At 45.6% G+C, this 17,016-nt stretch carries 19 protein-coding genes; 14 read left to right on the top strand and 5 right to left on the bottom strand.

The window, feature by feature from the left end; genetic code table 11:
• Positions 1–261 precede the first annotated feature (261 nt).
• The 8 genes from NST33_RS09065 to NST33_RS09100 all read left to right on the top strand — a co-directional run bounded on the left by NST33_RS09065 (position 262) and on the right by NST33_RS09100 (position 8,495).
• Positions 262–1,530 (top strand): sulfotransferase, encoded by a 1,269-nt coding sequence (locus tag NST33_RS09065; RefSeq protein WP_221823046.1) that lies wholly within the window; start codon positions 262–264, stop codon positions 1,528–1,530.
• Positions 1,527–3,458, top strand: a complete 1,932-nt coding sequence (locus NST33_RS09070; protein WP_221823048.1) for an asparagine synthase-related protein — start codon at positions 1,527–1,529, stop codon at positions 3,456–3,458. Before NST33_RS09065 ends, NST33_RS09070 begins: the two co-directional genes overlap by 4 nt.
• A 29-nt stretch (positions 3,459–3,487) precedes the next feature.
• Positions 3,488–3,625 carry a paeninodin family lasso peptide gene (locus tag NST33_RS09075; RefSeq protein WP_174806426.1) on the top strand — a complete coding sequence of 46 codons (138 nt, stop codon included), beginning with the start codon at positions 3,488–3,490 and terminating at the stop codon, positions 3,623–3,625.
• 139 nt (positions 3,626–3,764) lie between these two features.
• The gene (locus tag NST33_RS09080) at positions 3,765–4,709 is read left to right on the top strand and encodes an aldolase (RefSeq protein ID WP_339307647.1); all 945 of its coding nucleotides are present in this window, start codon (positions 3,765–3,767) and stop codon (positions 4,707–4,709) included.
• Positions 4,706–5,005 carry a lasso peptide biosynthesis PqqD family chaperone gene (locus NST33_RS09085; protein ID WP_017689560.1) on the top strand — a complete coding sequence of 100 codons (300 nt, stop codon included), beginning with the start codon at positions 4,706–4,708 and terminating at the stop codon, positions 5,003–5,005. The genes NST33_RS09080 and NST33_RS09085 overlap by 4 nt, the downstream gene beginning before the upstream one ends.
• Positions 5,006–5,009: 4 nt before the next feature.
• Positions 5,010–5,492 carry a lasso peptide biosynthesis B2 protein gene (locus NST33_RS09090; protein WP_237176183.1) on the top strand — a complete coding sequence of 161 codons (483 nt, stop codon included), beginning with the start codon at positions 5,010–5,012 and terminating at the stop codon, positions 5,490–5,492.
• A gap of 52 nt (positions 5,493–5,544) precedes the next feature.
• On the top strand, positions 5,545–6,678 hold the full coding sequence (locus NST33_RS09095; RefSeq protein ID WP_339308650.1) for a nucleotidyltransferase family protein: 1,134 nt from the start codon (positions 5,545–5,547) through the stop codon (positions 6,676–6,678).
• Positions 6,678–8,495: an ABC transporter ATP-binding protein gene (locus NST33_RS09100; RefSeq protein ID WP_339308652.1), complete on the top strand. Its 1,818-nt coding sequence runs from the start codon at positions 6,678–6,680 to the stop codon at positions 8,493–8,495. The genes NST33_RS09095 and NST33_RS09100 overlap by 1 nt, the downstream gene beginning before the upstream one ends.
• 164 nt (positions 8,496–8,659) lie before the next feature.
• Here the strand turns inward: NST33_RS09100 and cysC are convergent, their stop codons facing one another.
• The gene (gene cysC, locus NST33_RS09105; protein ID WP_339307649.1) at positions 8,660–9,298 is read right to left on the bottom strand and encodes an adenylyl-sulfate kinase; all 639 of its coding nucleotides are present in this window, start codon (positions 9,296–9,298) and stop codon (positions 8,660–8,662) included.
• A gap of 207 nt (positions 9,299–9,505) precedes the next feature.
• Here cysC and NST33_RS09110 point away from each other — a divergent pair, with 207 nt between their 5' ends.
• The gene (locus NST33_RS09110; RefSeq protein WP_221823056.1) at positions 9,506–9,916 is read left to right on the top strand and encodes a hypothetical protein; all 411 of its coding nucleotides are present in this window, start codon (positions 9,506–9,508) and stop codon (positions 9,914–9,916) included.
• A gap of 97 nt (positions 9,917–10,013) precedes the next feature.
• Positions 10,014–10,793: a delta-lactam-biosynthetic de-N-acetylase gene (pdaA, locus tag NST33_RS09115; RefSeq protein ID WP_074094344.1), complete on the top strand. Its 780-nt coding sequence runs from the start codon at positions 10,014–10,016 to the stop codon at positions 10,791–10,793.
• 197 nt (positions 10,794–10,990) lie between these two features.
• Here pdaA and NST33_RS09120 read toward each other — a convergent pair whose 3' ends face one another.
• Both NST33_RS09120 and NST33_RS09125 read right to left on the bottom strand, forming a co-directional pair.
• Positions 10,991–11,839: a DegV family protein gene (locus tag NST33_RS09120; protein ID WP_211081105.1), complete on the bottom strand. Its 849-nt coding sequence runs from the start codon at positions 11,837–11,839 to the stop codon at positions 10,991–10,993.
• 105 nt (positions 11,840–11,944) lie between these two features.
• Positions 11,945–12,415 carry a hypothetical protein gene (locus tag NST33_RS09125; protein WP_339307653.1) on the bottom strand — a complete coding sequence of 157 codons (471 nt, stop codon included), beginning with the start codon at positions 12,413–12,415 and terminating at the stop codon, positions 11,945–11,947.
• 332 nt (positions 12,416–12,747) lie between these two features.
• Between NST33_RS09125 and NST33_RS09130 the strand changes: the two genes are divergently transcribed.
• Positions 12,748–13,134 (top strand): DUF423 domain-containing protein, encoded by a 387-nt coding sequence (locus NST33_RS09130; RefSeq protein WP_017689551.1) that lies wholly within the window; start codon positions 12,748–12,750, stop codon positions 13,132–13,134.
• A 123-nt stretch (positions 13,135–13,257) separates the two neighbouring features.
• On the opposite strand, the gene NST33_RS09135 is transcribed toward NST33_RS09130, so the two are convergent.
• Positions 13,258–13,830, bottom strand: coding sequence for a hypothetical protein (locus NST33_RS09135; RefSeq protein ID WP_076318334.1), 573 nt, complete (start codon positions 13,828–13,830; stop codon positions 13,258–13,260).
• A gap of 453 nt (positions 13,831–14,283) precedes the next feature.
• Between NST33_RS09135 and NST33_RS09140 the strand changes: the two genes are divergently transcribed.
• The 3 genes from NST33_RS09140 (at position 14,284) to NST33_RS09150 (ending at position 15,823) form a co-directional block, all read left to right on the top strand.
• Positions 14,284–14,553, top strand: coding sequence for a hypothetical protein (locus NST33_RS09140; RefSeq protein ID WP_339307655.1), 270 nt, complete (start codon positions 14,284–14,286; stop codon positions 14,551–14,553).
• 146 nt (positions 14,554–14,699) lie between these two features.
• Positions 14,700–15,305 (top strand): hypothetical protein, encoded by a 606-nt coding sequence (locus NST33_RS09145; protein WP_221823077.1) that lies wholly within the window; start codon positions 14,700–14,702, stop codon positions 15,303–15,305.
• A 215-nt stretch (positions 15,306–15,520) separates the two neighbouring features.
• On the top strand, positions 15,521–15,823 hold the full coding sequence (locus NST33_RS09150; protein WP_017689545.1) for a DUF1805 domain-containing protein: 303 nt from the start codon (positions 15,521–15,523) through the stop codon (positions 15,821–15,823).
• Positions 15,824–15,928: 105 nt separating this feature from the next.
• Here NST33_RS09150 and mtnA read toward each other — a convergent pair whose 3' ends face one another.
• Positions 15,929–17,002 carry an S-methyl-5-thioribose-1-phosphate isomerase gene (gene mtnA / locus NST33_RS09155; RefSeq protein ID WP_036609936.1) on the bottom strand — a complete coding sequence of 358 codons (1,074 nt, stop codon included), beginning with the start codon at positions 17,000–17,002 and terminating at the stop codon, positions 15,929–15,931.
• Between the last annotated feature and the right edge of the window lie 14 nt (positions 17,003–17,016).

Consider the following 17,016-nt stretch of genomic DNA (forward strand, 5'->3'; position numbering starts at 1 on the left):
GAGTAAGAATTTATGAAAAGGTGAAAATAAAAGATTGACATGATACATTTTGTATCATAGAGTAAAACTATAAATACATATTGTATCTGAGAGTTGTCGAAAGAATATGTGTATTTGCATCACTCTCGGGTAAGGTTCCGACGGAATGTTGCAAAATACTGACCTAATAGTTTGCGTAGTATTCGTTTTGCCAAACACAAAAGTAGAGTCTGGTCTATCCCGGCTGCATGCTTAATTTATTGAACAGAGGAGAGGCTGCCATTGATCGACGCTCAAGGTAACGGACTTGTTTTCTTACTATGTGTTCCCCGCAGTGGTAGTTCATTATCCACAGTCATGCTGCAAAATCACAGTCGTATATTCGCCACCCAGGAAATGTGGTTTCTGATGAGTCTTGTCGATCTGCCAAAAACCGATTCACGCGCTTATGGTGGCAGCTCCATCATGCGTCAGTTCTACAATGCCATGGTATCCGAGGATGTCTTCGAAAAGGCGTGCAGAAGTTTTGCTCTTGAGATCTACAATGGATTCCTGGAAGGGAGCGGAGCAGACTTCATCGTTGATAAATCTCCGCGTTATTATTACATGCTAGAATGGCTGGATCGTCTGTTCCCACAGTCCAAGCGCATTCATCTCCAGCGTAATCCTCTGGCCATAGCAGCATCATTCAAAAAGGTAAACCGTCATACAGGTGAAGGATTCGACCTGACTCATAGTTTGCAGAGCTCCAAATTAAATATGAAATCTGTAGATCTCACACTGGGTATGCTCCGCTTGAATGATTATTTTGCCGAACCACATTCCAATGCGTATGAATTGCAATATGAACGAATGGTTTCCAATCCCCAGGAAGAACTTGAAAAACTATGCGCGTTTCTGGGAATTCCATATGAACAGGGTATGGAGCAGTATGGACAGTTTCTGGACAGTGCCAAGTCTGACATGTTCTACAGTATGGGCGTGGGTGATCCATTCCTTTCTTCCCATCAAGAGGCACATCAGGGTTCTGTTAACAACTGGAAAAACATATTAGAACCACATGAAGTTGAACTGTATTGTCGTGTGATGGGAGCGGATCTGTTCCATCGGATGGGGTACAGTGACCAGTTGGCAGAAGCCGAACAATGGACGGGTGTTCGTTATGAAGCAAGTCCGGATCAAGAGGTCATCGAGCGAATTACGCATCAGTTGATTACAGCGACCGGTTGCGACTGGCAGCAGCACTATCGGATGCAGCCAGCTGATTCTCTCGTCCATGATTCCCATGAAAATCGGAATGATTCAGCTCTCGAAGAACCGGAAAAGATAGATCCCACACTGGCTGCACTGGCAACGATCAGACAGCTGCAGGCCGCACTACGGGCGGCAGATCATCGTCTGGAACGAGGATACAGTGAGCGAGAACGTTTGAAAGTCCAGCTGGCTTCTGCTCAAAGCAAAATACAGCGTATCAAATCATGGGTACCATTTGGTCACCAGATCAGCGCTTGGGCTTCACAGCGCAAGATTCTACGGGGAGGCAAGTCATGAGCGCCATAGCAGGAATTGTACACAACGATGGTCAGCAGGCGCTATGGGAAGACAGCTGGCGTCTTTACGCAAGCCTGGGGCATGTCCCTGCGGATACAACAGGGGTGTGGAAAGGCAATGAGGCGTTCCTTAGCTGTCACGCCCAATGGATTACACCGGAAGCGGTTAGCGAGAAGTTGCCTCTATATGATGAGGAAAGTGGTCTGACCATCACGGCAGATGCCATTCTGGATAACCGGGAACAACTGGCAGATCAATTACAGATATCCAGAGCTGAGCTGGCGATGTTATCGGATAGTGAATTGATCTTGCGTGCCTATCAGCGCTGGGGGGAAGATGTAGCTGTCCGATTGCTGGGGGATTTTGTATTCGCGATATGGGATGAGCGGAATCGAAAACTGTATGCAGCGAGAGACATTACAGGCATGAGAGCTTTTTATTACCGACATGATGGCTCACGTTTTGCTTTCTGCACACTCATGAATCCGTTGCTTGGGCTTGAAGGGGTACATAAAGAACTGGATGAGACCTGGTTGTCCGAATTCCTTGCCATTCCTGACATGCATGATTCAGCAGATATCAATTCAACCGTATATCGGGGAATAAGCCAACTGCCTTCTGCACATACACTTGTTTTCCGGGATGGGAGACTGGAGCTGAAGCAATATCATCGCTGGAATGAAGTCGAACCCCTAAGGCTGAAATCCGATGGTGAGTATGTAGAAGCGTTTCGGGAGGTCTTTGGGCAGGCGGTTGGATCGCGATTGCGAACTCACAGGCAGGTAGCTGCTGCTTTAAGTGGCGGACTGGACTCGGGAGCCGTGGTTGGTTTTGCTTCTGGAACACTGAGAAGTCAGGGCAAACGGCTGCATGCTTATAGCTATGTTCCCGTGCCGGATTTCACGGATTACACGTCGAAAACGTTGCTTGCTGACGAGAGACCATTTATACGTTCGACTATTAATCACGTCGGGAATATCACAGAGAACTATCTGGATTTTGAAGGCAGAAGTCCTCTCAGTGAAGTAGACACCTGGCTCGATATTATGGAAATGCCCTACAAATACTTTGAAAATTCATTCTGGATTCGCGGATTCTATGAAAAAGCGAGCCAGCAGGATGCAGGTATTCTGCTCACAGGAGCACGCGGTAACTTCACCATCTCCTGGGGCCCGGCTTTGGATTATTACGCCAGTCTGCTGAAAAGTGGCCGCTGGTATCGCTGGTTCCGTGAGATGCAGCAGTACAGTGAACGGACCGGTATGCCCTTCTCCCGTATAGCCAAGATCACCGGGAAAAAGGCATATCCAGAATGGTTCAAGGCACAGTCCAAAGGAGCAAGCCAGGCCGCTTCTGTACAGTTGATCCATCCTGATTTTGCTCAAAGAACAGGTGTACTGGAAAGACTCAAATCCATTATTGTTCTGCAGGGCGGTGCCCAGGCTGATGCACTCAAAGTACGTGCCGAGAAATTCAATAACCTGGCCATTGCGAACAAAAACGGTGCTGTAGCTACAAAATGTTCTCTGCGTTACCGCGCTTGGGAACGTGATCCGACAAGTGATGCCAGAGTCATCCGGTTCTGTCTGTCCGTTCCGATTGAACAATATGTGAAACAAGGGACGGATCGTTCATTGATTCGCCGGGCTACCTCACCGGAGTTGCCTGACAAGGTCAGACTGAATCAACGGGTACGGGGGGTACAACCGGCGGATTGGCTGCATCGCATCATTCCGAATTGGGATGCTTTTACGGCCGAGTTGCGTGCCTTGTGTTCTGATAGCAAGGTTGCTGGCATATTAAACACGGAGCGTATCAAGTCTGCCCTGGCCAATTTCCCCAGTCCAAGACCTGAACTTGCTTCGCATCCAGATCTGCGATTGATGATGCATAGTCTAATCGTCTATCGGTTCATTCGGAAATTCTGAATGAGCGCACATGAAAGGAGGTGAATACGATGCAAATGGAAAAAAAGGAATGGCAAGCACCAGCTCTTGAAGTGTTGGAAGTCAATCAAACGATGGCCGGTACTGGCTACAGACAAATTGACTGGATCACGGTTCACGATGCGGATCTGTACGATCCAACTTCCTAAGTTGTTTAGTTCCAAAACGTGTCATCATACTTAAAGGGCGGAATTGGAACCAATCCAGCTTTTCGCCTCCGCCCTTATATTGAGCAACATGAATATAAGGGCTTTTTTTTACATTTTATTACGAAGGAGGCGTCGTTCATTGTTGCCTGTGCACTATGTGGCGTATGGTCTGCGCTGGTCGAGCCAAACTCGAATGCCTGAACTACAGATCGCACCCAAGGATGCGGAGAGTGATTTTGACGTGGATGTGCACATCGAGTCTTCAGATCTGATCCCATTGTGGGAGGATTGGAATGTAGGCAACGACAACTTTGTGGCACGAGAGGGCAGTCTTTTTTTCAAAATCGAAGATACAGGTCTGTTTCTAATGGAACAAGGAAAGCGCATTGTCGTGTCCCCCATACCGGGTGCAGATGAGAAAAAGGTCAGATTGTTCATCCTGGGCACATGTATGGCGGTCATTATGATGCAGCGTGGCATTCTTCCATTGCATGGTAGTGCAGTTGTTATTGATGGATGGGCTTACGCATTTGTTGGACATTCGGGAGCAGGCAAATCAACACTCTCGGCCGCACTGGCATCACGCGGATATCCGCTTCTCACCGATGATGTTGTCGCATTGACCTGGGATGCCGGGGGAAGGGCTATCGTATCACCTGGTTACCCGCAACAGAAATTGTGGCAGCCCAGTCTGGATGGCTTCGGTATGAAGGAACAGGATTATGCAACGGTTCACGCGGAGATTACCAAGTATGCAATACCTGTTCAGCACTATTTTCATGAGATGGCCGTACCACTAGGTGGAATATTCGAACTTGCTCCACAACCGGAGGAAAACCATACTTCTGTTCAACTGGTTGAAGTGATGGGGCTAGAACGACTGCATCTGTTATGCTCCCATACGTTCCGGGGTGGACTCGTTGCAAGACAGGGGCTGGCACAGTGGCTGTTCGAGACGGCTTCAAGACTTTCAGCAAGTGTGGAGATTGGCAGATTGGTCAGAACGGGTGCTGAGTTTACAGCATTTGAGATGGTGGATCGGATCACAGATCATATACGTAAAGGAGTGCATACAGGACAATGACAGCGACTACACCGATGAATGTGGAAGACCGGGTAACCCGGAAGGAAGGCAATCTGGTCAGTGATATGGGCAGTGAGAAAGTTATGATGAGCATTAGCTCTGGAAAATACTATAATCTCGGGAGTACCGGTGGACGAATCTGGGATCTGATCGCAGAAGAACGCACGCTGGGTGAAGTTGTTGAGGTACTTGCTGCGGAGTACGAGATTGAGCCAGATGTATGTCGTGAGCAGGTGGTGCAATTCCTGGAACACCTGTCCCGTGAAGGTTTAATCGACGTTACTCGCGGAGTGTAGAATGATGTTGCGAAAAATAAAGGTTTATCTCTCGCTCCCGCGGTCGATGCGTCGACTGGTATGGGAGGCCTATATCCTCCTTGGCTGGGCACGCATACAGAAGGCTATGCCATTTGCCAAAATCGCGCCAGGGCTGGGTACACCTATGGTTGAAACACCGATGACAGGACTTGATCGCAGCGAGGTCATCACTATACGGAATATTTCCAAAGCAATATCGCTCGCCAGCAAATATACGTTATGGGAAAGCCGCTGCCTTGTAATGGCGATTGCCGGGATGAAGATGCTTGAGCGACGCAAGATAGAGAGTACGTTATACATGGGGACAGCACGGAATAAGCAAGGACATATGATGGCTCATGCCTGGCTGCGAAGTGGTAAATTGATCGTGACCGGAGCTGATACTATGGACCAATATACGGTTGTCGGTGTGTTTGGCAAACGGTGTCCGGAGAAGGGATCTGGGGAGATTGTCTATGATACATGAAAGTGAACTCTATTCATCAGGGTTTCCGAAGGAGCTTAAGCTGATTTTGAGCATGATTAGAGGTGATCTGACGGCTCTATCCCCTGAAGAACTCAAGGCAGGTTTGCAAGGAACGGATTGGGAGCTCTTTCTGCGGCTTGTCTATCATCACCGCTTATACTCTGTCCTTTATTTGAAAATGAAAGAATTGAACTCTGCAATTATTCCTGCAGATGTTATGGAGAGTCTGAGACAACAATATACGGTCAATACGTTCCGCATGTTACATCTGACAGCTGAGATGGAGCAGGTGTGTGGAGCATTTCGTGAACGCGGCATCCGCAATATTACACTAAAGGGGCCGGCGCTCGCCCATGATCTCTATGGTGATGTATCCATGCGAACCTCCAAAGACCTGGATATCCTGATTCCGTTTGATGATGTAGAAGCGGCTGAAGGAATTCTGGCTACTCTCGGATACGTATCCAAGGAAGGGGAGCGAGCACCTACGGTGCGCAGCTGGAAATGGCGGGAACATCATATCTGTTATACCCATCCGGTCAAAAAGACTCAAGTAGAGATTCATTGGCGTCTCAACCCGGATTCGGGGAAAGAAACCGATTTTGAATTGCTGTGGAAACGCAGCCGATTCAGTTCATACACACAGACACCTGTCCGTATGCTTGAACAAGAAGACCTGTGGGCTTATCTCGTAACCCATGGTGCACGACACGGCTGGTTCAGACTGCGCTGGTTACTGGATATCGACCAGATGATCCGCAGCATGCCACTTGATGTGAAGAAAGTGGAAAGACGTCTGAAAGCGGAGGGGCGTTTATCCATCGGTTCACAGGCTCTTTATCTGGCCTCGGAGCTGCTGAATACGCCGCTGGATGTAGAGTACAGGTCCTTAATGTCCTTGAGTGACCGTACAGGCAAGCGATTAGCCAATGAAGGTGCAAAGTTCATGAACGACATGCTGGAAAGTCCGGCTGATATGAAGTCTTATCAATCGTACTTGTTTAAACTTCGAAGTACCAAACAGAAATGGTTTTTCTTTATCGAACGTTTATATCCAAGTACATGGGATGTGGATCAATTGCCGCTTCCGCGTTCTTTGTTTTTTCTGTACTTTCCGTTACGTCCGTTTCTCTGGTTCTGGCGGCGAATTAAAAGGTATACGGTGACGGAAAGGGGTAAAGTATGATCTCAGAATTAAGGTATTTCATGCGAAAGTTGCATCATGTCACGGGGCCCATTTTATATTGGAATCTGCTAGGGATGATCTGTATCAGTCTCATGGAAGGGATCGGTATCTACATGCTTGTTCCGATGCTGAGTCTGATTGGCATATTTGAGATGGGCTCCACAGGCTTAAACATTCCCTGGCTTAGAGACGTATTGAATCGTTTTTCTGAAAATAGCCAATTGTTACTCGTATTGTTCACCTTTGTATTGATTGTCTCCGGACAGGCCTGGATGCAGCGTCTCCAGACGATCCGTAATACGCGAATCCAGCAGCAATTTGTACGCACGCTGCGCATGGAAACCTATGGTGCCATTATTATGGCGCAATGGTCATTTTTTCTCCAAAAACGAAAATCCGATTTTAACCATATATTAACGACTGAACTTGCACGTGTGAGTCAGGGAACGAGCATTATGCTGCAAATGGCAGCCTCTCTGATCTTTACGGGCATTCAGATCGGTCTCGCTTTCTGGTTATCCGCCAAGTTGACGGCACTTGTGCTGTTCTGTGGATTGTTATTATTTTTTGTCTTGAGAAAATTCGTCAAGCGGGCCAAGCAGATCGGAGACCAGACCTCTGAATATTCGCAAAGTTATTATAACGGCATTACCGAGCATTTTAACGGAATTAAGGATATTAAGAGCAACATGCTTGAGCGCTCACACATGAACTGGTTTGAGCGCATGTGCAGACAGATAGAACGCAATGTCATTCAATTTAGTCAATTGAACAGTGGAACACAGTTGATTCACCGGATGTCCGCGGCAATCATTATTGCGGCATTCATCTATCTTTCTCTCCGTGTAATGACGGTGCCTCCAGCAAGTCTGCTGCTCATCATCCTTATCTTTTCCCGCTTATGGCCAAGATTTACGGCGATTCAGTCCAATCTGGAGTACATCAGCTCCATGCTGCCTGCGTTTCGGGTAGTCAGAGAACTGCAAGCGCAGACGGCGAAGAGTCGTGAGATTAGTGCAGAGATTGCTTCGGCAGGAGATGTTGGAACTGATGGTATTCAACCTATGGAACTGAAGGAATCTATCACGTGTGAGGATGTCTGCTATCGCTATGAGGGAAGTGATGCTTACTCATTGAGAAATGTGCAAGCTTCGATTCCAGCAAGGGGTATGACCGCAATTGTAGGTAAATCTGGAGCAGGCAAGAGCACGCTGATAGATCTGATTATGGGCCTTGTGAGGCCTGAAACTGGTCGTATTCTGATTGACGGTGTGCCTCTGTCAGAAGAACGATTATTAAGCTGGCGAAGTTCCATCGGATATGTCTCCCAGGACCCATTCCTGTTTCATACGAGTATTCGTGAGAATCTGCGTCTGGTTGATCCAAATGCAAGTGAAGAACAGATGTGGCAGGCTTTACAGTTTTCCTCTTCTGCGGCTTTTGTGAGAAAGTTGCCACAGGGTCTGGATACGATCATTGGTGATCGGGGTATTCGGTTATCCGGGGGGGAGCGTCAGCGATTGGTGCTTGCCCGGGCCATGTTGCGTAATCCTTCTGTATTGGTACTGGATGAAGCAACGAGTGCGCTGGACAGTGAGAATGAACAGTACATTCATGAGGCCTTAGAACGGTTAAAAGGACATGTGACCATTATCGTGATTGCGCACCGATTGTCCACAATTCGGACGGCAGATCGTGTAATTGTGCTCGATGAAGGTCGGGTGATTCAAGAGGGTGGATATCAACAGTTATCTACTGATCCGGTAGGGACGTTCAGCAAGCTATTGAACATGCAAGCGGGTGTTGTAGGGCAGTAAGTGAGTGAGTGGACATTAGAAGACGTTCAAACGCGATGATAGAGCATGTGTATCTTCTTCTCTTTATTCATTTATCGATGGTATAACCAGCAATGGGTTCACGTAAAGAGGCGCGCCACGATGGGCGCGCCTTTCATGTAGGTGGTTCGTGTATTGAGCAAGGACTAATGAACAACAGCTCTTTTCGTAGGAAGTGGCAGTTGAAGAGCACCGAGTTGCTCCAAATGCTGTACGATCTCTTGCACAGCTTCCTCAATGGACCATTGTTCTGTATCGATGATGACTGAAGGCGATCTGGGTACATCATAGGGGGCGGAAATGCCTGTAAAATGCGGGATGTCACCGTTGCGGGCTTTTTTGTATAGACCCTTGGGATCACGACGCTCACATTCTTCAATTGAACAACGCACATAGATTTCAATGAAATCATCTGGTTCAAATAATTGTCTAACCATCTCCCGATCCTGTTCATGAGGAGAGATAAAGGCCGAAAGTACAAACAACCCGGCATCCACCATTAACTTCGATACTTCCCCAATTCGGCGCAGATTTTCTTGACGATCCTCAGCTGTAAAACCAAGATCGCGGTTCAGTCCATGACGTACATTATCCCCATCCAGAACATAACAGCTTACGCCTTGTTCATAGAGATTTTGCTCCAGGGCAAATGCAAGGGATGACTTTCCTGCACCTGATAATCCGGTAAACCATATGGCACGACTACGGTGCCCATTATGCTTCTCCCGGTCTTGTCTGTTGATGCTGGATGATTGCCAGGTTATATTGCGCTCTTCCTTCGACATGAGTATCCCGCCTTTTCCCTACCATGATATGTATAATATTTTAACATATTTACAAGATTATAGCACCTTACAGATTTCTTCAAAATAAGCGTGAATCGACAAAATATCGGGTATAGATGTAGTACATACATAAGCATTATGCATATATCCAAGGAGTATTTTGAATCGATTGATGCAAAATGCTCACATCGCAGGAGGAACAATGTCATGAACGAAAACATACAAAACATACAAGTTGGGTTCAAATGCCCGGATTGCCAGCAGGATATCCGAGCGGAATTTATAGATGAACAGGTCAGCACGGTTCGTTGTAAAGGTTGTGACAGAGCGTATACACTTTTGAAGCCAACCATTGGTGATGAGATTCTATTGGATTGGGAGCAGGAGGCTTTGTATCACAAGCTGAGGGCAGAGCGGTCTGAACTGGATAATCACAATATGTCGGCCTTGATTATCAAAGTTATCGAGTTGCTTACATGGCGTGATCGGGGAGATGGACAGACCCGTGCCATACAGACCGTGAGGGAATGGCTTGCTTCCAGTGGCAAACCTCAGACCTTACTTGAATTGTTCCATCAATCTCCGCCACAAGCTGAAAATAAACGTTTCGATCGTTGATGATTTACATACATTAGCCGTTCCTGTGGCATATTACCTGAAGGTATTCGTGTGTGCAAACGACTAACCGAATTTTTCAGGAACAGGAGCGGATAGAATGAAGCGAATGGTTCTATATATACTGTTGGGACTGTTGTCCATCAGTATGGTACCGGCACAGACTGAAGCATCACCGGTTACCGGAGCGTATCACTTTGGCTTCAAAAAAAGTCAAAACGGTCAACTGCCCTCCATTGATCAGGAAGGCTTTAAATCGATCTTACAACATAACGATGCCATTTTCCTGGGGGATACAAAACAGAAGGAATTGTATCTCACGTTTGATAACGGGTATGAGAATGGATTCACACCTGCCATACTGGATGTTTTGCGTACCAAGAAGGTACCAGCTGCTTTCTTTGTGACAGGTCATTATCTGAAAGATCAGCCTGAGTTGGTCAAACGTATGGCGGCAGAAGGTCATATTGTCGGTAATCATTCATGGAGTCATCCGGATATGACCCGCATCTCCAATGAAAAGCTTAGAGAGGAACTCGAGAAGGTCAAGTCAGAGGTCAATCGGCTGACGGGTCAACAAGCGACCTTTTTACGGCCACCGCGGGGGATTTTTAACAATCGTACGCTTGCAGAGAGTCATGCCCAAGGGTATGTGAACGTGTTCTGGTCTGTTGCTTATAAAGATTGGGATACCAATGTGCAGCGTGGTGCACAATATGCTCATCAACAGGTGTTGAAACAACTCCATCCGGGCGCTGTCATTTTGCTTCATTCGGTATCCAAAGATAACACGGAGGCTCTGGGTTCCATTATTGATGAGGCTCGCAAGCAAGGATACGCATTCAAAAGTCTGGATGATCTGCGGACCAAAAGTTATTGATCCATTATCATAATGAGCAATGGACCAAGTGTAGGTCATTCAAAGTTTAGCAAAATATTAAAGGGCATCCTGAGCGATTAAGCTCGGAATGCCCTTTTTAGTTATACCGATATGCCAGTCCAAGTATTGGATGTACCACATACAGATCTAGAAGAAAGGATTGGATTGGGTAATACGATACGATGTAGCGTGTAATACTATAAAACAGTACTATAGATGATTCCAATTGTTTTTGGGCCGCAGTGACTGCATACTACACAACCAGCAGTGGTTAGTTCCACACGGGCACCCGTTTGTTCCTGCAAAGACTTCTGCAAGTCAAGCGCATCCTCTTCAGCCATAGTGTGCACAACAATCAGCAGGTCTGGATCGATCTGATCCTTCTGGCTGAGCGTATTATTCAGCATTTGTTCCAGAGCTTTTTCCCGTTTGCCGCGCACTTTATAGGCAGGTGCCATCTTGCCATCTGTTACCCGGATGACAGGACGAATCTTCAACAGGCTTCCAATCAGGTTCTGCATGCCCGAACAGCGTCCACCTTTATGCAGATACTCTAGTGTATCGATGACAAACTCCGTGCGTACATTTGATTTCATCGCCTCAATCAGGTGTGTAATCTGAGTCAGGTTTTGCCCTTTATCAGCAGCATGTACAGCTTTCATCACCATCAGTGCAATTCCTGATGAGAGATTCTGTGAGTCAATGACCGATATTCGACCTTCAGGGAACTCGGAACTCGCTAGTCGTGCATTTTGATAGGTAGAGGAAAGTTCAGAAGATAAGCTGATATATAAAATCTCATCCCCTTGATCTATGTAAGGTTGAAATGCCGTTATGAAATCAGCGGGGGAAGGTGCAGCTGTTTTGGGAAGACGCCCATCTTGGCTGACACGTTCATATAGCTGTTCAGGCTTAATCTCAGCACCGTCTTTCAGTGATTCTTCACCGAACACGACATATAAGGGAATGATACCGATATCGTGCTGCTGGATCCATTCTGGAGCCAGATCACTTGTGCTGTCCGCAAAAATTTTGATTCGTGACATGTCAATCTCCTTTGAAAACAATGATTTTGGCAAAAAATATAGATTATTCTTATGTGTAAACCCATTCATTTTAATTATAAGGAAACATGACGCTGATGCAAAGCGTTACATCAGCGTCATGCCTACCAAGATAAGTCCAACGAATAACAGAATCATGATCCCATTTAATAGGGTTCCGATAATGGCAAAAACTTTCTTTCGATTCTTGAGGACAAGACCAATAATTCCGACGATGACTCCGGCCAGATTGAGAATCAGGCAGACCAGAATGGCTAATGAAGCCAGAACCACTGCTGGATGCAAGGCGATCTCTTCTGTCTGCAACGGGGTGAGAACTCCGATGGACTCGTTTACAGCCATGGTGGCAATAAAGAATATCAGAATATAACCCAAGATTGCAACCAGCCCAATGACAAAGCTGGCGATTCCAGGTCCGGAATGTTTCAGTGGTGCCATCGGTTGCCTCTGATGATCTGGCGGGTATGCTTCATGCCCATTGTTATTGTATGGATCTGCATGGCCAGGATTCTGATCCGTTTTGTTATAACCTGAATTATAGGAATCGCGATTATCCATAATGTTGACTTGCCTCCCTTAATCATCGTACTGAGTGTTATTAACCTAATCGATGAGTAATGATTAGCTTCATCCCATCTTCTCGATACTGAAAACCAATCTTTTTGAACTTGCACTTAAAATACAACGATTACATACCTGTTTACTTTTCCATAAATATCGATAAAAATCAAGGATTTACGCTTGTTTCCTACAATTTATAGGGCAGGGATAGAATTGTTAAGTATAAACAGACATATGATCTTTGAAGCTCCGTCACGACTGGTAAAGGAGGAGGGGATTCGATACAATAATAGGAGTGAACTGTAGTTAAATTAAGGGAGAGAACTTATATGCAACGAAGATGGATGATGCTTGGAGCTGTAATGACCATGTTATCGGTGGCGATTGGAGCGTTTGGTGCTCACATGCTCAAGGATACGATTGGGCCCGCGGCCATAGCTACATATGAGACAGGTGTACAATATCACATGATTCATGCATTGGCTTTGCTCATTATTGGCTTGACGGCTGGTCAACTTGGAGCATCGACAAAACTGAAGTGGGCAGCGCGTCTGTTGTTTATCGGAATTATTGTGTTCTCGGGCAGCTTGTATGTGCTTAGTATTTCTGGCATCAAGATTCTGGGTGCCATCACACCGATTGGTGGGGTAGCCTTCATTGCCGGATGGTTGTTATTGGCATTAGATGTATGGCAGCGAGGTAAAGATCGCTCTTGATCGGTCCAAACAAATCTCGGAGGGTTCAATCCTACATGAACCATAGAACTAAAAAGCAACTTGCGTTAGAATGTCCCGTCATTCTAACGCAAGTTGCTTTTTGTTTTAATCCGATGAAGTTAGTTACAGAAACTCATCGATTTCATTGGTTCGGAACGTATACACCTGTTTTTCATCAACATGGTAGATGCTCACAATACTGGTATCACGATCAAAATTCAGAATACGGCAAGGAATGCTCTGATGTTTACCGTTCTTGTTATTGACAACAATACGAGTGAGTTTATTCTCTTTAATGAGCGTGTCAATCCACGCGTCAAATGAGTTTCCATCGGATACATTGGATGTTTGGGTGGCAGGCTTTTTCTCGCTAACCGGTTGTTCTTGTAGATTCTGTGTTTTGACTGGAGCAGGTGAGGCAGGTGTCTGAGCTGCAGTGGACGCCTTCTGTGCTGCGTTGGCTTTTTTGCGTTCGTTGTGAAGTGTGACGAAAGAGTCCTTCTTGGACTGGAGTGTCGCTTCAATAATTTTGCCTAGCTCTATGCCGGATTGAATCCGAAAGTCCGCAATTTGTTCTTCATTGTTTATGAACTCCAACAGGGACTGCAGTGCCAATGCATTTGAGCGGCTCTTAATAAGTATATCGACATTAAATAAAAAGCCGATGTCCTCTTGATTGGATAAGGTTTCTTTCATTCATCCCAGCCCCGTTAAAAAGTATGTCAGCTCAAAAAAACGCTTCAATTCACTATATCATTAAAAAGGAAATTATCATAGTGCTAGAGACGCAGAAATATGCCGATTAGAATGGGGAAATATCACAATTAAACCTTATTATTCACGTCTTTTCGAAGTTGTCCACAAGACAATCCAGAATGAGGAAACAACATTCGTGACCTGTGGAACAGGAGGTGGATCGGGAAATTTGTTGACCGATGCAGTCTATTATTGTTGGAGAGCGCGTATTGGCATGTGCGGAGCAACTTATCGTATCTCATTTTGGAGTAGAGTCGCAAAGTGCTGTTACACGTAAATAATAAACTGTATGAGACAACATTCATCTTATGCCCACTTTAATTGTTTGTACTCTGACGTTTAACAACCGTCTTCTCGTTATTATGTTACAATATGCTCATCACACATTAAGGAATGAAGACCATGCATCAAGAGGACAGTGTATTTGAACAGATTATGAAGCAGAAAAGATTGAAGCCTGTCAAGCCTGAAACTACAAAAGTTGAAGTTAAACCAATACATAAAAAGAAACTAGCTCAGGAGCCATTAAGTGAATTGGATGTCCAGTTCAAAAAGTCGGTAGCTGAATCAATAGATCGAAGTGTACTTCATAGACGTGTACTGGGAATTAGAAGAGAGTTAACGGAGATAAGGCGATTAAAGAATGATGAGCATACGTTTTAAAGTAGGCCCAATTCAACTCACCTTGGGTGAGGGGGGCTTTTATTGGTGTTTATTCCCTGCGTTCTAATCCCTTCTATCGAATCCCATAGACCCGCTCCTTTTGGCATGGTATAATCATTCCATAATTTAGGAGATGAGGTCTACATATGAAGAAGTTGGTTTTATCGTTTTTAGTTTTATTATTGTTTGTCGTTTCAACTACATATGAACCAGCAACAGCAGCTACTAAGTATGATTTTAAGAACGTAAATTGGGGTATGACAGTTAGTCAGGTTAAAAAGAAAGAAAAATCTAAATTGCTAGATCAATCAAAAATAAAGGATATCTCGTTATTGGAGTACAAAACAACGGGATTCAGAGTCAACGCAAAACTAGTATACATATTCTACAAAAACAAATTAGTACGTGCAGTATACGAGATTTATCCTAATGATTTTAAGAAAACGACTATGGACAGAGTTTATAAATACTTCAGTATAAAACGTGACCTCTTTGACGAATATGATGCTTCAATTAACTTCCAAGATGGTTTAACTCCAAATGGAAAGCGAGTTCATTATGACGATGACATAGAAAAAAATCTACTCTCGGGTGCGGTTGCTTTGGAATGTAATTGGGTAATTGACAAGAAAAAAACCAGTATTAGTTTGATGTTGGCTAGGGTTACTGATGCTGTAAGGCTTAGAGTGATATACACTGATTATAATTTGAAGTATGACCTTGATGAACTTATAGACGCTCAAAAATATTAACGATTATTATGAGAGCTACCTCATTTCTGAGGTGGCTTTTTATATTTCATTGAAAGCTCAGTTCTACTATCTAAGTCTGCGAAAAAGAATTACCAACAATATATTTGAACTGTAAGTACCCACATTTTCTCAAACACGGCAGGTGTCCACACGACAATCCAGAATGAGGCATACAATTATCGTGACCTGTGGAAGAGGAGGTGGATTGGGGAATTATGGTGACGATGGAGCCCATTGTAGTTGGAGAGCATGTATTGGTAGGGGTAGAAGTCAAGCTGCCCAAAACAACGTTGTTGACCATTAACACATCCAAAGGATATATCATGTGCGGAGCACTCGACGTGGGATTACTTAATGAGAAGCTCGGGGATCGCAAAATTATTGCGGCTCGGGCGGTTGGTGTGCGTACACTGGAGCAATTGTTGCATGCACCTATGGAGTCGGTGACAACAGAAGCCGAGGCCATGGGCATTACGGTTGGCATGACGGGTGTAGAGGCTTTGTTGAAAATGATCTAAGCACTAACAAAAGGGCTCCCCATGTGGGAAGCCCTTCTTTAGCGTTGCATTACAGAGCCGACATATCGTAACTAGCAAAGCTATACACGAACGCTTCTCATTAAATTAAGCTTCTTCCTTCGCGAACAAGGCAGCCAGATTTTCTTGGAAAGGTGCGCGAACAACGCCTTTTTCCGTGATAATAGCTGTTACATATTCGTTAGGCGTTACGTCAAATGCTGGATTGTATACTTTAACACCTTGCGGTGCTGTACGTTTGCCAAATCCTTCGGTCACTTCCTCCGCAGCACGTTCCTCAATTGGAATCAGGTCCCCGGATGGAGTGGACAAGTCAATGGTCGACAATGGGCTGGCTACATAGAACGGAATATTGTGAGCCTTAGCAAGCACTGCGACACTGTATGTTCCGATTTTGTTAGCTACGTCACCATTCGCTGCAACACGATCCGTTCCGACGATAACGGCTTGAATCCAACCTTTGGACATGACCATGCCTGCCATATTATCACAAAGCAGTGTAACGTCAATGCCGGCTTGCTGTAACTCAAAAGCAGTCAGGCGTGCGCCCTGAAGTACGGGACGAGTCTCGTCTGCAAATACCTTCAGGTGAATGCCACGTTCCTGCGCGAGATACATTGGAGCAGTTGCCGTACCGTATTTCGCCGTAGCCAGTCCGCCTGCGTTACAGTGAGTGAGTACACCCATCCCATCTTCGAACAAAGGCAGTGCATTCTCGCCGATCATGCGGCATACTTCTTCGTCTTCCTTCTGAATCAACAGAGCTTCTACTTCAAGAGCATCATTGCCCTCATCCAGGCTCAGGCCGGATTCAACGACCTCATTTGCTTTTTGCATCATGCGATCCAGTGCCCAGAAAAGGTTCACCGCTGTTGGTCGGGAAGTAGCCAGATGAGCACATATGGATTTTACGTGATCCAACCAACCTTGAACGGTTGTTCCGTCATATGATTTGGCACCCAATACAACACCAAATGCAGCAGCAATACCAATCGCCGGAGCACCGCGTACTTTCATGGAGTGGATGGATTCCCATACTTCCTCGGGTGTATACAGTTTCAACATGAGGATCGTTTCGGGCAACAGACGCTGGTCAAGCATTTCAAGCTTGTCCTTTTTCCAGATAAGAGAGGACAGAGGCTGATATTCAGGGGTTGTCATAGGGGGTTCCCTCC

Source organism: Paenibacillus sp. FSL L8-0435 (assembly GCF_037965655.1).
GTDB lineage: Bacteria > Bacillota > Bacilli > Paenibacillales > Paenibacillaceae > Paenibacillus.

Coding starts and splice junctions, on each gene's coding strand:
- NST33_RS09110 (WP_221823056.1), top strand. CDS start 9,506: ATGAACGAAAACATACAAAACATACAAGTTGGGTTCAAATGCCCGGAT.
- NST33_RS09120 (WP_211081105.1), bottom strand. CDS start 11,839: ATGTCACGAATCAAAATTTTTGCGGACAGCACAAGTGATCTGGCTCCA.
- NST33_RS09085 (WP_017689560.1), top strand. CDS start 4,706: ATGACAGCGACTACACCGATGAATGTGGAAGACCGGGTAACCCGGAAG.
- NST33_RS09150 (WP_017689545.1), top strand. CDS start 15,521: ATGGTGACGATGGAGCCCATTGTAGTTGGAGAGCATGTATTGGTAGGG.
- NST33_RS09130 (WP_017689551.1), top strand. CDS start 12,748: ATGCAACGAAGATGGATGATGCTTGGAGCTGTAATGACCATGTTATCG.
- NST33_RS09140 (WP_339307655.1), top strand. CDS start 14,284: ATGAAGACCATGCATCAAGAGGACAGTGTATTTGAACAGATTATGAAG.
- NST33_RS09135 (WP_076318334.1), bottom strand. CDS start 13,830: ATGAAAGAAACCTTATCCAATCAAGAGGACATCGGCTTTTTATTTAAT.
- NST33_RS09070 (WP_221823048.1), top strand. CDS start 1,527: ATGAGCGCCATAGCAGGAATTGTACACAACGATGGTCAGCAGGCGCTA.
- pdaA (WP_074094344.1), top strand. CDS start 10,014: ATGAAGCGAATGGTTCTATATATACTGTTGGGACTGTTGTCCATCAGT.
- NST33_RS09125 (WP_339307653.1), bottom strand. CDS start 12,415: ATGGATAATCGCGATTCCTATAATTCAGGTTATAACAAAACGGATCAG.
- NST33_RS09145 (WP_221823077.1), top strand. CDS start 14,700: ATGAAGAAGTTGGTTTTATCGTTTTTAGTTTTATTATTGTTTGTCGTT.
- mtnA (WP_036609936.1), bottom strand. CDS start 17,002: ATGACAACCCCTGAATATCAGCCTCTGTCCTCTCTTATCTGGAAAAAG.
- NST33_RS09090 (WP_237176183.1), top strand. CDS start 5,010: ATGTTGCGAAAAATAAAGGTTTATCTCTCGCTCCCGCGGTCGATGCGT.
- NST33_RS09075 (WP_174806426.1), top strand. CDS start 3,488: ATGCAAATGGAAAAAAAGGAATGGCAAGCACCAGCTCTTGAAGTGTTG.
- NST33_RS09095 (WP_339308650.1), top strand. CDS start 5,545: ATGATTAGAGGTGATCTGACGGCTCTATCCCCTGAAGAACTCAAGGCA.
- cysC (WP_339307649.1), bottom strand. CDS start 9,298: ATGTCGAAGGAAGAGCGCAATATAACCTGGCAATCATCCAGCATCAAC.